General features: G+C 60.9%; 10 protein-coding genes. 8 read left to right on the top strand and 2 right to left on the bottom strand.

What is annotated here, in order from left to right; all coding sequences use genetic code 11:
- The first annotated feature begins 8 nt into the window (after positions 1-8).
- From QTN24_RS06965 to dsbD, 3 genes are all read left to right on the top strand, one after another.
- Complete coding sequence (locus tag QTN24_RS06965; RefSeq protein ID WP_160473967.1) at positions 9-1349, top strand: ATP-binding protein; 1341 nt, start codon at positions 9-11, stop codon at positions 1347-1349.
- Positions 1350-1504: 155 nt separating this feature from the next.
- A complete protein-coding gene (gene dsbG / locus QTN24_RS06960; RefSeq protein WP_144198174.1) occupies positions 1505-2431 on the top strand; it encodes a thiol:disulfide interchange protein DsbG in 927 nt (308 codons plus the stop codon).
- Positions 2431-4374 carry a protein-disulfide reductase DsbD gene (gene dsbD / locus QTN24_RS06955; RefSeq protein WP_144198173.1) on the top strand — a complete coding sequence of 648 codons (1944 nt, stop codon included), beginning with the start codon at positions 2431-2433 and terminating at the stop codon, positions 4372-4374. Before dsbG ends, dsbD begins: the two co-directional genes overlap by 1 nt.
- A gap of 86 nt (positions 4375-4460) precedes the next feature.
- Here dsbD and QTN24_RS06950 read toward each other — a convergent pair whose 3' ends face one another.
- Positions 4461-5432, bottom strand: coding sequence for a tripartite tricarboxylate transporter substrate binding protein (locus tag QTN24_RS06950; RefSeq protein ID WP_144198172.1), 972 nt, complete (start codon positions 5430-5432; stop codon positions 4461-4463).
- A 400-nt stretch (positions 5433-5832) separates the two neighbouring features.
- On the opposite strand from QTN24_RS06950, the gene xsc reads away from it, so the two are divergent.
- The 5 genes from xsc to QTN24_RS06925 all read left to right on the top strand — a co-directional run bounded on the left by xsc (position 5833) and on the right by QTN24_RS06925 (position 11476).
- A complete protein-coding gene (gene xsc, locus QTN24_RS06945; protein WP_186296843.1) occupies positions 5833-7677 on the top strand; it encodes a sulfoacetaldehyde acetyltransferase in 1845 nt (614 codons plus the stop codon).
- Between the two features lie 21 nt (positions 7678-7698).
- Complete coding sequence (gene pta, locus QTN24_RS06940) at positions 7699-8727, top strand: phosphate acetyltransferase (protein ID WP_144198171.1); 1029 nt, start codon at positions 7699-7701, stop codon at positions 8725-8727.
- A 67-nt stretch (positions 8728-8794) separates the two neighbouring features.
- Entirely contained in the window at positions 8795-9862 is a 1068-nt protein-coding gene (locus tag QTN24_RS06935) for a 2-aminoethylphosphonate aminotransferase (protein WP_144198170.1), read from the top strand.
- Positions 9863-9876: 14 nt separating this feature from the next.
- A complete protein-coding gene (locus tag QTN24_RS06930; protein WP_144198169.1) occupies positions 9877-10710 on the top strand; it encodes an IclR family transcriptional regulator in 834 nt (277 codons plus the stop codon).
- 4 nt (positions 10711-10714) lie between these two features.
- Positions 10715-11476: a sulfite exporter TauE/SafE family protein gene (locus QTN24_RS06925; protein ID WP_144198168.1), complete on the top strand. Its 762-nt coding sequence runs from the start codon at positions 10715-10717 to the stop codon at positions 11474-11476.
- A 108-nt stretch (positions 11477-11584) separates the two neighbouring features.
- On the opposite strand, the gene QTN24_RS06920 is transcribed toward QTN24_RS06925, so the two are convergent.
- Positions 11585-13309: a cobaltochelatase CobT-related protein gene (locus QTN24_RS06920; protein WP_144198167.1), complete on the bottom strand. Its 1725-nt coding sequence runs from the start codon at positions 13307-13309 to the stop codon at positions 11585-11587.
- Positions 13310-13323 lie beyond the last annotated feature (14 nt).

The raw sequence follows: 13323 nt of genomic DNA, 5'->3' as shown, positions 1-13323 counted from the left end.
GGATCCGATTGCTGATCATCATCGGCACCTCGCTTTCGCTGGTGTGGACTGCCGTTGGCTTATGGATGTACCGGGATTTCAACCGCGAGGTCCGATCGGTGCTGGACGCCCGATTGCAGGCATCGGCAAGGATGGTCTCCAGCCTGATGGACAGGCTTCCGACAGCCCATCCCGACGCGCCTTTTGCCCCGACGTTCCCCCTCGACAAAGACGCGTCTGGCGGCTTGGTCTGCGAGATCAGCCTTGCCCGAGCTACCGTGGTACCGACCTTGCTGGCGCGCACTACGGGAAGTCCCGGTCTGATGCATGCCCAGCCGGGGTATGGAACCTACGAGATCGGCGGGATGGCCTGGCGCGTCTACGTGCTGCAACGTGATGGGATACGGATCGCGACGGCCGAGCCGGAAAACGTCAGGCGTGGATTGCTGCGGGACTTTGCGATGTCCGGGGGCGTGCCATTTCTCGCCGCGGTGATGGGCAGTCTCGCGATCCTGTGGCTGGCCATTCACCGGGGACTTGCTCCACTCGAAGGCATACGACTGCTCCTCGCACAGCGCGTTCCGGGCGACACCAGCCCGCTTCCCGCCATCGCAGCACCTAGCGAACTCCGCCCGCTGATCAGCACGGTGCAGCATCTCTTAATTCGCGTTCAGGATGCGCTGCAGCGTGAGAGGCAGTTCTCGGACGATGCCGCGCATGAGTTGCGCACACCTCTGACGGCCATCAAGACTAACATCCAGGTGGCGTTGCTTGGTCTGCGCAATCACGCACCGCTTCCGCTAGTAGAGCGCTCGATGGCCAACGCCGAAGCGGGCGCGTCGCGCCTGCAAGCCACCCTGGAAAGCCTGTTGCTTCTCGCAAGGGTCGAGGCCGGGGACGACGATTCGGCCACACATATGACGGACGTTCTGGACACGCTTCGCCAGTCAGTGCGGGAACTGGGTTCGTCAATGGGCGCCATGGACCGCGTCGTCGTGACTCCACCGTCCGACTCCAGCTCAGCCAGTGTCAACGTCCCCCCAGCACTCCTCGCGTCGGCAATACGGAACCTGCTGGAAAATGCCTTGCGACATGCACCGTTCGATACCGTCGTAGATACGGGCATCGAGCTGACCGGCAGCCGAGGGGTCCGCCTATTCGTGGTGGACCGTGGACCAGGTCTCTCGCCCGATCAGATTAAGCACGCGACAGAGCGCTTCTGGCGCTGCAATCCGTCCGTCGAGGGAAGCGGACTCGGACTCGCCATCGTCCAGGCCATCGCGTCCGAGTACGGAGGAAAACTCACGCTGCAAAGCCCGTCGACCGGCTTGACCGTCTGGCTCGAATTCCCGATCGCCACTGACGGCTGATCAAGCGAGGAGCACTCGGACTTGGGGGCATCCCTCACAGCGTCGTCCGGGCTCCAGGCACGCACGTGGCGAGGCAGTCCATGCCTTAACTACGCCTTAATTATTGAATCCTAGCATCCGCCAGATCCGTGCAAGCCCACGGACTGTCTCTCATCGTGAACACCAGGCGCTTCTGTGCGACCTGCTGCGGCGATCCGAGTTCTGCCAATGAAACCTTTCCATTGCGGATGTCCAATCCAATCTTCCGAAAGCCAAAAATTGCCGTCCTCAGCGCCGCGTGTGCGGGCACACTGCTGACGTTCCTCTGCATCGCCGAACCCTCGATGGCAGGCGGCGCATCCGAATACCCTGGCGTCATCCAAGACGCCGTGAAAAACGGGATCATAATCGTAAAGAGCTTCCCTGCGGCCTCGGGCCTCACGGGCTGGGTACTCGAGCGAGACGGTGAGCACTCCATCGTTTACACGACCGGCGACCGTAAAACGATGCTCATTGGCAATCTTGTGACGGATAACGGGAAGATCCTCTCGGCCGAGTACGAAGATCGGTACATCCCGAAAGCCGATTTCTCCGGCCTGTATGCAGAACTGGAAAAGACGCCGCAAGTCGTAGAGGGAACGCAAGCCAATCCGAAGCGGGTGCTCTACATCTTTACCGACCCGGAATGTCCATACTGCCACCTCGCGTGGAAGGCGCTGCAACCCTATGAGGCGGCTGGCCTGCAGGTCAGATGGGTAATGGTTGCCGTCATCAAGCCATCTAGCCTGCCCAAGGCCGTCGAGATCTTGGGCTCGGCAGACAAAACTGCCACCTTCCGCTCGATGGAGTCGAATCACGGCAAGCCGTGGACCGCGACGCTGAAGATGGAACCTGGCAAGGCTGCCTCGATTCAGAAGGGGCTGGAAAGCAACGCCATCCTGATGGAGCGCTTCAAGTTTGGTGGAACACCCGGGTTCGTCTGGAAAGACGAAAAGGGGGAGGTGCATCTGCAAGCCGGCATGCCAAAGTTGAGCGAGCTCACGCGGATCACGGGGCTGCCGCGACAGAAAATCTCGGACCCCGAACTCGCGAGGTTTCAGTGATGACGCCGGCCATTGAGGTTGCAAGCAGGGTCGCTGCGCTGTCTCGGTCTGCACAGCTCTGGGCAAGCTGGATCGTTCGCCTGATGGGTCGCCTGCCCCTCCCCGGCACACGTCCGGGTCTGATTTGGGCATTGCTGTGCTTGGCCCCGCGGTTCGCCCTTGGCGCGGATTTCCTGCCGCCCGACCAGGCATTCCGATTCACAGCAGATCGCGTCGACGCTCACACTGTCGCTGTCCATTTCGATGTCGAAGACGGCTACTACATGTATCGCGAGCGCTTTGCCTTCTCCGCAAGCCCGGACAACGTCCGGCTGCTCGCGCCAGCGTATCCCGCTGCGGAACGGAAATTTGATGAGACGTTCGGCAAGGACGTCGACATCTATCGCAAGGGCGTCACTATTGAACTCCCCTTCGATGAAGGATCCGCGCCTGGTGCCTGGGTGCTGCAAGTCACGTCTCAGGGGTGTGCCGACGCCGGGATCTGCTATCCGCCGCAGCAGCATACCGTGCCGATGTCCGCGCTAACGGGTGAGCATGCTGCCCCTGTCATCAATCGCGGCGCTACAACGGTCGCGGAGCATACGCCGCAGATGGAAGATTCCGAACTGGCGTCTTCATCGCCGCCGGACGTCTCCGCGCGAATCGACCAGGCACTCTCCAGCCGCAGTCTGATGCTGGTCGTCTCGCTGTTTTTCGGATTGGGGGTCCTGCTGGCCCTAACGCCTTGCGTACTTCCAATGGTCCCGATTCTATCGGCCATCGTCGTAGGTGCCGAAGCGAGACGGTGGCGGTCGTTGGGATTGTCGGCCGCGTACGTGCTGGGCATGTCGGTCATCTATACCGGCGTGGGCGTCACGGCAGGCATCATCGGCGAGAGCCTGACCGCGTTTCTCCAGGCGCCATGGGTCCTCGCCAGCTTCGCCATGCTGCTGTCCGTCTTGGCACTCGCCATGTTCGGCGTCTATGAACTGCAACTTCCCCAGTCCTGGCTGTCTCGCCTGCAGGCTTCCTCTGGCAAGCTCCACGGTGGACAGTTCATCGGTGCAGCGCTCATGGGCGCAATGTCCGCCCTGATCGTTGGTCCTTGCGTGACCGCACCACTTGCTGGTGCCCTTGCCTACATCGCCCGGAGCGGGGATGCCATGATTGGCGGCAGCGCACTCTTTTCGATGGCTCTGGGAATGGGCACGCCGTTGCTTCTCGTCGGCGCGGGCGCCGGCGCATTGCTGCCTCGCACTGGCGGATGGATGGTACATACGAAGACGGCCTCTGGGTACATGCTCCTGGCGCTGGCGCTCTGGATGGCAAATCCAATTATGCCGTCTTGGATATTCATGCTCGCCGTGGCAACCCTGCTCCTGGCAGTAGGCGTCGCACTAGGAGCACTGGCTCCCATCCCGGTGTCCGCACCGCTCGCGCAGGTGAGGAAGGCGATTGGCCTTCTCGCCGTGACGCTCAGCGTGGTGCTGATCCTGGGGGTTAGCTCGGGCGGCCGGGACGTACTGCAACCCCTTAGTCAGTTCACCATCGTCTCAAGCGCCGCTGGGGATTCGGGTGCGATTGATCCGCATCGGGCTGATCTGCACTTCGAATCGGTTAGGAATGTTGACGAGCTGGATGCAAGGCTCGCGCAGGCTGCGCGCGACCAGCGTCCGGTCATGCTGGATTTCTACGCCGATTGGTGTACGAGTTGCAAGGAGATGGAACGTTTCACGTTCGCGGATGCCAGCGTGAAAGATAAACTGCAACGATTCGTACTGTTGCGAGCAGATGTAACGGCGAACTCGCAGGAGGATCGGGCACTGCTCCGACGGTTCGGAATTTTCGGCCCGCCGTCGACGATCTTCTATGGGGCGGATGGCAAGCTCAAGACGGAACGCGTCGTGGGCTACAAGCCCGCGCCAGCTTTCCTCTCCACCCTCCAACGTACCTACCCTTCCTGAACGCGGTCTCGAAATCTCCAAGCGTTGACAAAGAGCGGCGGCCCCTGAGGGGCCGCCGCTCACAGACAAGAAACTGACCGCCTATCCTATTCGATCGTAATGCCTGCGTCCTTGATCAACTTTGCGAAATAAGGAATCTCGGCCTGAATCTTCTGCTTCATCTCGTCAGGTGTGGACAGTACAAGTTCGGCGCCCTGCTTCCGGAATGATTCCTCCATCGCCGGTGACCGAAGGCCCGCCAGTGCACGATTGATCTTTGCGATGATCTCCGGCGGCGTCCCCGCCGGGGCCATCAGCCCATACCATGCGCCCGCTTCGTAGCCCGCCACACCGGACTCAGCGACTGTCGGTACATTTGGCATCGATGGCCAGCGTGTTGCCCCGCCGGTGGCCAGAACTCGGACCCTGCCGGCGTCGACTGCGCCGCGGACGGCGGCGTAGTTGGTGAACATCACAGGCACGTGACCTGCCATGACATCGGTGATGGCGGGCGAGGCTCCCTTGTACGCGATATTGCGTAGCTTGACCCCCGCCATGCGATTGAACTGCTCTGCGGCGAGGTGAGCGGGGCTACCGGGACCGGCCGATGCATACGCCACCTCCCCCGGCTTTTGCTTTGCGTAGGCAATCAGTTCGGAAACGTTCTTCGCGGGAAAATTGGTGTTCACTACCAGCCAGTTCGGCACGTTCGCAAGAATCGACACCGGCGCCAAGTCCTTCAGCGTGTCATACGTCATCTTGGGGAACAGCGTCATGTTGACGGAGTTGGTGGTACTGGCCAGCAGGAGCGTGTAGCCGTCCGGCGCAGCCTTCGCCACGTTCTCTGAACCAATATTGGTGCCGGCTCCAGGCTTGTTTTCCACGACGACGGGCTGACCAAGCTCCTGCGACATCACGTTAGCGGCCTGGCGGCCGAGGAAGTCGGAGACCGCCCCCGCAGGATAGGGAACGATCAGTTTGATCGGCTTCTGCGGCCATGCCTTTTCAGCGCAGACGGAAAAGCTGACCGGCAATGCACATGCTGCGGCCAGTACAGCAACCAGTTGACGTCGTGACATCGTTGTCTCCGTGTTCTGTAGGCGATCGCAAGCCGCCTATCGATGAACTCAAATTTAGTTGTAGTCCTTCCTCGCTCGCCCGGTGCCGCGCTTAACGCTCCTCGGCAGATCGGTAAATAACGTCCATATTTGCGACGTTAGACACATCATAGTTGAGACCAAACGTTCCGTTACTAGTGTTAACCGCAGTATTCCCAGGGGCACCGCGGTTGGAAATTGCGCCTAGTAACCGTCTTTCTGAACAATATGTCTCATTATTGAACTGCTTAATTTAGATTTCGAGCCGAAGGACTGCAATTTCTCGACATCGAGTGTTGACTTCTCGCAAGTTTCGTCCTAACTTTGCACAAACGGCTTTTTCGGAACGTGGTGTTCCGTTTTTCGAGACAGGAGACAAACGATGCGAGACTCAGAAAACACGATTGCCGCTGGCGACAAAGGTGGTGCCGCGGCTTCGACGGATACGGGCCCGCAGGCCATGACGCCGTCGGAAGCCTTCGTTGAGACCATGGCCGCGAACGGCGTCACCGACATGTTCGGCATCATGGGTTCCGCGTTCATGGATGCGATGGATATCTTCGCGCCGGCCGGCATTAGGCTCATCCCGGTGGTTCACGAACAGGGCGCTGGGCATATGGCCGACGGGTACTCCCGTGTCTCCGGTCGACATGGCGTCGTCATCGGCCAGAACGGCCCGGGCATCAGTAATTGTGTGACGGCGATTGCGGCGGCTTATTGGGCCCACAGCCCGGTGGTGATCGTGACACCCGAAGCCGGCACCATGGGCATCGGCCTCGGCGGGTTCCAGGAGGCCAAGCAGCTTCCGATGTTCCAGGAATTCACCAAGTATCAAGGCCACGTCACGCATCCGGCGCGCATGGCCGAGTTCACTGGACGCTGTTTCGATCGCGCCATGGCCGAAATGGGCCCCACCCAACTGAATATTCCGCGCGACTACTTCTACGGGCAGATCAAGGCGGAGATCCCCAAGCCGCAACGACTCGATCGCGGCCCCGGTGGAGAGCAAAGTCTGAATGAAGCGGCCGAACTGCTGGCCAATGCGAAGTTCCCGGTCATCATTTCGGGCGGTGGCGTAGTCATGGCGGATGGCGTCGAGGAATGCAAGGCCTTGGCGGAGCGTCTGGGCGCCCCGGTCGTCAACAGCTATCTGCACAACGATTCGTTCCCGGCGAGCCATCCGCTCTGGTGCGGCCCGCTTGGATACCAGGGCTCGAAGGCCGCCATGAAGCTGATCTCGCGCGCCGATGTGGTGGTCGCGCTTGGCTCCCGCCTGGGCCCCTTCGGCACCCTTCCGCAGCACGGTATGGACTACTGGCCGAAGACCGCAAAGATCATCCAGATCGACGCGGACCACAAGATGCTCGGCCTCGTCAAGAAAATCTCGGTCGGCATCTGCGGCGACGCCAAGGCCGCCGCCGTGGCGCTCACCCAGCGACTGGCGAATCGTGCGCTCGCCTGTGACAGTAGTCGCGATAGCCGGGCGGCCGAGATCGCTGCCGAAAAGGCTGCGTGGGAGAAGGAGCTCGATGAGTGGACGCACGAACGCGATCCCTACAGCCTCGACATGATCGAGGAGCAGCAACACGAGCGTACGCCGACAGGCGGCACTTACCTCCACCCGCGTCAGGTGCTGCGCGAGCTCGAACGCGCCATGCCGGCGGACGTGATGTTGTCCACTGACATCGGGAACATCAACTCGGTGGCAAACAGCTATCTGCGTTTCGAAAAGCCGAGAAGCTTCTTCGCAGCCATGAGCTGGGGCAACTGCGGCTACGCCTTCCCCACCATTATTGGCGCGAAGGTTGCGGCGCCGCATCGTCCGGCGATCTCCTACGCGGGCGACGGCGCATGGGGCATGAGCCTGATGGAGACCATGACATGCGTGCGCCACAACATTCCGGTGACCGCAGTGGTATTCCACAACCGCCAATGGGGCGCCGAGAAGAAGAATCAGGTGGACTTCTATAACCGCCGCTTCGTGGCCGGTGAATTGGACAACCAGAGCTTTGCCGGCATTGCCAAGGCAATGGGCGCCGAGGGCATTGTTGTCGATCGACTCGAAGATGTCGGCCCTGCGCTGAAGCGAGCAGTCGATCTGCAGATGAATCATGGCAAGACCACGATCATCGAGATCATGTGTACGCGCGAACTTGGCGATCCGTTCCGTCGGGATGCCCTGTCGAAGCCAGTGCGCCTGCTCGACAAGTACAAGGACTTCGTCTGATTCGGTTTTGGGGATTCCATCATGAAAGCGATTCACCGGATTATCGATCGTGCCCGTGCGGATCCCCAACGCATCGCGCTCTGCGAAGCGGAAGATCCCAGGGTTCTTCTTGCCGCGCAGCGCGCGATAGCCGAAGGCGTCGCCCATCCCATTCTGGTGGGCGATCGCCACAGGATTACCGCAAGCGCCGACGACGCCAGCGTCGACCTCCGCGGCATCACGCTCTTCGACCCGGAGGGCGCCGAGTTTGCCGAACCCTTCGCGGAGGAACTTTTCCGCCTGCGTGAGGCAAAAGGGATGTCGCGCGGCACCGCCGCGACGGAGGTCCGCAAGCCTCTATGCTTTGCCAACATGCTGGTGCGGATGGGGCATGCGGATGGCTCTGTTTCTGGTGCCGAGCACACCACGGCAGACGTCGTTCGCAGCGCCATTCAGTTGATCGGCCTCGACCCCGCGTGCAAGCTGGTTTCCAGCTTTTTCATCATGATGCTCTGCGAACCGTTTCATACGGTCAAAGGCGGCGTCATCTTTACCGATTGCGGTCTGGTGATCGACCCCGATGATTGTCAGCTCGCCGAAATCGCGATGGCTGGCGCAGATAGTGCGTCAACCCTGTTGCTGGAGGAGCCACGCGTGGCGATGCTCTCCTTCTCAACCAGCGGCAGCGCACATCACCCTGCCGTCGACAAGGTGGTCCGGGCGACCGAGATGGTCCGCCAACGGCGGCCAGCGCTGGCCATCGACGGCGACGTGCAGCTCGATGCAGCCATCGTCGCGGAGATCGCGGCGAAGAAGATTGCCCACTCCCAAGTTCAAGGCCATGCCAATGTCCTGGTCTTTCCCAGCCTCGAGGCCGGCAACATCGGCTACAAGCTCGCGGAACGCGTGGGCGGCGCGAAGGCCATCGGACCGCTACTCCAAGGCCTTCGCAAGCCAGCCAACGATCTGTCGCGCGGATGCAGTGCGGACGACGTGTTTCACGTCATTGCGGTGACCGTCGTCCAAGCACAGGCCGCAAAGCGCCTGGCATCCATCGAAGTGTCCCTTTGATCTTTCCGGCTGGCTTCTCCACAGGAAGAGGCCAGCTTTTCCAACCCGATCATTACCCGGATCACCCATGCTGCTTCTCAACCCCGGTCCCGTCACACTGTCCCAGCGTGTTCGCCGTAGTCTCCTGCAGCCGGATCTTTGCCACCGCGAGAGCGAGTTTTTCGACCTCCAGGATGAGGCCAGGCAGCGTATCGGCGGCGTGTACGGACTCCACAGCGATGAATGGGCCTCGGTGCTGCTGACGGGATCCGGCACGGCCGCCGTAGAAAGCATGATCGCCGGCCTTGTGCCGGCGGGCGGCAAGCTGTTGATCGTACAGAACGGTGTATACGGCGAACGCATCGCGCAGATTGCCGCGCAATACCAGATCCCGCACATTATTGTGAAACACGCCTGGATGGACGCGCCGGACATCGGACGCATTGAGGCTGCGCTCCATTCAGACAAGGGCATCACGCACGTGGCCGTGATCCATCACGAAACCACCACGGGCCGCCTGAACGACCTCCTGGCCATCGACAGCCTGTGTCAGGCGCATGGCGTGCGGCTTCTTGTCGATGCCGTCAGCAGCTTCGGCGCGGAGGCGATCGATTTCAGTGGCAGCATCGACGCCGTCGCCGCCACCGCCAATAAGTGCCTGCACGGCGTCCCGGGGATTGCCTTCGTCATTGCACGCCGAACGGCCCTCGCGAGCGCGACAAGCCGCACCTACTACCTCGACGTGTTGCGTCATGCCAAATTACAGGACCAGCGCAACACCCCTTTCACGCCGGCCGTGCACGCCCTTTACGCGCTGGTGGAAGCCCTCCGCGAGCACAGTGACGAAGGTGGATGGACGGCACGGCATCACCGTTATGGTGCGTTGGCGGGCCAGGTGCGCCGCGGCCTGACTGCCCTGGGCGTCCGAGAGCTGCTGCCACAGTCCATGAGCTCGGTGGTTCTACGTGCCTATGCACTTCCAATCGGTCTGGAATATGTCCACCTCCATCATGCACTGAAAGCGCGCGGTTTTGTGATCTATGCAGGCCAGGGCGATCTATCCAAGACGCTGTTCAGGATCTCAACCATGGGGGCCCTCGAAACCGGGGACGCCGATAGGCTAATCGCAGCATTCGAATCCACTTTGCTCAAATAGACCAGAAGCGCGCTATGACGGCGATAAATCTCCCCGAACCATCGCATCGACCGGGCAAGCAGGACCTGGCGTTCACCCCTCCTTCCCCGGAGCTTTCCTTTGAAAGGGAAACGCCAACATTGCGCGCGCTGTCACTGCTCGAATTTCTCGTAGCAGCCGATCGGCCGCTCAGTCCCGCGGAGATCCTCCAGGGTTTCGATGCCCCCAAGGCCTCCCTGCACCGGATGCTCTCTGCGTTGGTGGCAGGCGGTCTCGTGGTGCGCGAGCCCGGCCCGCGCAATATCTATACGGTCGGGCCGCGGCTGGCGCGACTCGGATTGGCGATCGTCACGCGATCAGGCCCCAAACAACTCCGCCACGCGGTGTTGACAAAGTTGGTCGAGGATATCGGGGAGACCGTCAACGTCACCGTGCTCCACGAGAGCTCGATCCTGTATCTTGACAGGATCGAGGCACCCTGGCCGTTGCGCCTGGACCTGCAACCGGGTTCCCGTGTGCCCTTGCATTGTTCGGCCAGCGGGAAATTACTGCTATCGGCGCTCCCCCGGAATCAACGCACCGCGCTCATGCAACAGTTGCGACTGGACCGCTTCACGGCCAATACCATCACGGACATGGGCCGCCTGGAGGCTGAACTCGAGCGCTGCGTCGAGCAGCAAATCGGCGTCGATGACGAAGAGTTCATCGCAGGCATATCCTGTGTCGCCGTCCCGATCTACGATGCAGATGGCCAAGTCCTTGCCGCCCTTGCCGTCCATGCCCCCGCCGTGCGATCTCCGCTATCACGATCCTTGTCGCTCGTGCCCCGATTGCAGCGTGCGGCCGCCGAGTTGGCGAATACGTTCTAGGACGATGACTTTAGAGGCAGCACTTCCCATCTTGGCGGTGATGGCGGCGGCGAGCTACTTCCAGACCATCACCGGATTCGGTTTGGGCATGATCGCTGTGGGCGCCGCCAGCGGTCTTCATCTTGCGCCGGTGGCCACCATCGCGATGCTGGCGAGCCTTGTGACACTCGCAAACAGCGCAATGGCTCTGCCCGGCAAACTGCACCACATTGATTGGCGCGCCGTGGCGTTTGCTACTATCGGCATCCTTCCATCCGTAGTCATAGGCGTGCTGGCACTGGAGTACTTGAGCCGTGCTGCCTCCGGAATGCTTCACTTTGTTCTGGGCGCCGTGGTCATGTATGGTGGAATAACGGCAGCGTTTCGTCCCGCGCCATTGCAAGAGAGATCAAGCAATGGAAGCTTCCTGATGAGCGGGGTCTTCGGCGGTGTACTGAGCGGAATGTTTGGTGTTTCGGGTCCGCCGCTGATCTTCCAGTTCTATCGCCAGCCGTTTCCGCTCGTCGGGATCCGCTGCGCGTTGATTTTCATCTTCACTGTCACCTCGTCGACCCGGACCGCGTTCAATGCATGGCAAGGTCAAATTTCCCGGGAGACTCTGACACTAGCATTGGTGGCGGTCCCCGTCGTCGCGCTCGCCACGCTGATTGCCCGCGCCTGGCCACCACCCTTGTCACTGAAGGCGTCGCGACGGCTCGCCTATGGCGTACTCATGCTCATTGGGGCCGACCTCATGCTTCCAACCGTCCTTTCGGTGTTCAACTGAACTTTCGATCGGCGTCCGAACGCGGCCGTGCGCGCAGGAACTCCATTCCTTGCCCTCCACAGGGGTAGCTTTTCCCCAAGCCAACGTGGCCGAACGCCGGCCGGCACCTTAGCCCAGCGCTCGTCCCATCCATTGCACAATCTCCTGCAACAGCTTCATGCCAGGCACCTCGGTCAGATCTACAGGAAGGTTATGTCGATAGTACGGGCCTAAATCCAGACCAACGCCAAGGGCCATGATGCGCACATCGCGCTTCTGTTCGTGCGCACTCACCACCGCCCTCAGATGATTGTCGAGGTAGTAGGCGTCATTCGCCTGCCCTGTGGCGCAATCCATCGGACTGCCGTCTGAGATGACCATTAGGAAACGCCTCGTTTCAGGCCGAGCCAGGAGCCGGCCGCACGCCCACTCCACCGCTTCCCCGTCCACGCCCTCCCGAAAAAGATCCGCCTTCATTAATGCCGCAATATCGCTTCGCGACCGCCTCCAGCCACTAGCCGCATCCTTGAAAACCAAGTGGCAAGTTTCGTTGAGTCGGCCAGGGTGCGACTGCCGGCCGGCCGCCATCCAGTCGCGACGCGCCTTACCTCCATTCCAGTCACCGGTTGTAAATCCTAGGACCTCATTGGTCACGCCCAATTGATCAAGTGTTCTGGAGAAGACATCAACCATGACGGCAACGTTCGCGCCATGCTGCTTCATCGAACCGGAGCAATCGACGAGGAAAGTCATTGCGCAATCTGGGCGCGGCACGTCCAGATCGCGCCGAAATACCCGGCGCTCCCCAGGAGAACAGACGATCTGGGGCAATCGACGTCCATCTATGCGCCCCGACTCTTCCCCATCTGACCATCCGTCCCGTCTCGGCGTCGAAAACAGGTGGAGCATCAGCCGCGACAGCTTGCCGACGTTGATGTGCTGGGATGCGATCTGATGATCGAGCCGCGCCCGCAACTCGGCTAGTAGTGGACGCCGTACCAGGGAGCCAGCGTTGACCTCCCGATCGTAAGCCCGGGTATAGATGCGATAGCCGTCGGCGGACGCATCGAATACCTTACTCAATCCAGTGTCCACGGTTTCGATCGGATTCAGGTTCTCGACGTCACTATCCGACTCGACGGCAAGAATGGCCCTCGCCGCAGCGTAGCTAGTAGTCTGATCGCTACCATCACGGTTTGCACTGCCACGAAACTCCTCCTCCATCATCCCAGCTACCGCCTCGGCGTACTGCTTGGCATGGATCGCAAACTGGGCCTGCGAAGCGCGGTGGCGCCGCATTGCAGCGAGCGAGCCACCAATGCGATGAGAGATGCCGGCGCGCGTTGCTTCGATCAGATCTTCCGATTCACAAGTAAGGGGATAGCCGAGAAGTCGTGACCAGGCGATCTGAACCGCCGTGTACACCAGGATCCCGAACTGACTGTCTGCAAGGTTCGACCTCACGACCTCGTTGGACCAGCACTCGAAGCGGAGTTGCAGATTCTGCCGGACCCCACGCAAGCTCATTGGGACGAGAGATTCGCATCGAATCTGTTCCAGGACTTCAAACAGCATTCTGGCGGTCGGATCAACGGGGCGAACTCTTCGGTGAAGGATTCTGTCCGAGGATTTTTCCCGAAGTGCAAGCGCATCCGCGTCGCCCCGTAGCACCGCGCGTTTCGCAGACGATGCGTCCTGGACCGTCAACGCATGCGCTGGCAACGCCGCATGCCCGCGAAAAAGGCGTCCGGAACGGTAATGCAATCTGCCGTCGCCGGTCAAAGCACGTACCGCTGCAGCACACAGTAATGTGCGTTGCTGCTCGATGCGAGTCGACTGCCGTTCTGACATCATATCGGTAGCCCGGG

The organism is Cupriavidus sp. SZY C1, from assembly GCF_032190535.1.
GTDB lineage: Bacteria > Pseudomonadota > Gammaproteobacteria > Burkholderiales > Burkholderiaceae > Cupriavidus > Cupriavidus pauculus_C.
The sequence above is the reverse complement of the archived record's forward strand: the minus strand, read 5'-3'. Positions and strand labels throughout refer to the sequence as shown.

Excerpts from the sequence above, each read along its gene's own strand:
- dsbD (WP_144198173.1), top strand. The coding sequence starts at position 2,431 with ATGACGCCGGCCATTGAGGTTGCAAGCAGGGTCGCTGCGCTGTCTCGG.
- QTN24_RS06950 (WP_144198172.1), bottom strand. The coding sequence starts at position 5,432 with ATGTCACGACGTCAACTGGTTGCTGTACTGGCCGCAGCATGTGCATTG.
- xsc (WP_186296843.1), top strand. The coding sequence starts at position 5,833 with ATGCGAGACTCAGAAAACACGATTGCCGCTGGCGACAAAGGTGGTGCC.
- pta (WP_144198171.1), top strand. The coding sequence starts at position 7,699 with ATGAAAGCGATTCACCGGATTATCGATCGTGCCCGTGCGGATCCCCAA.
- QTN24_RS06935 (WP_144198170.1), top strand. The coding sequence starts at position 8,795 with ATGCTGCTTCTCAACCCCGGTCCCGTCACACTGTCCCAGCGTGTTCGC.
- QTN24_RS06930 (WP_144198169.1), top strand. The coding sequence starts at position 9,877 with ATGACGGCGATAAATCTCCCCGAACCATCGCATCGACCGGGCAAGCAG.
- QTN24_RS06925 (WP_144198168.1), top strand. The coding sequence starts at position 10,715 with ATGACTTTAGAGGCAGCACTTCCCATCTTGGCGGTGATGGCGGCGGCG.
- QTN24_RS06920 (WP_144198167.1), bottom strand. The coding sequence starts at position 13,309 with ATGATGTCAGAACGGCAGTCGACTCGCATCGAGCAGCAACGCACATTA.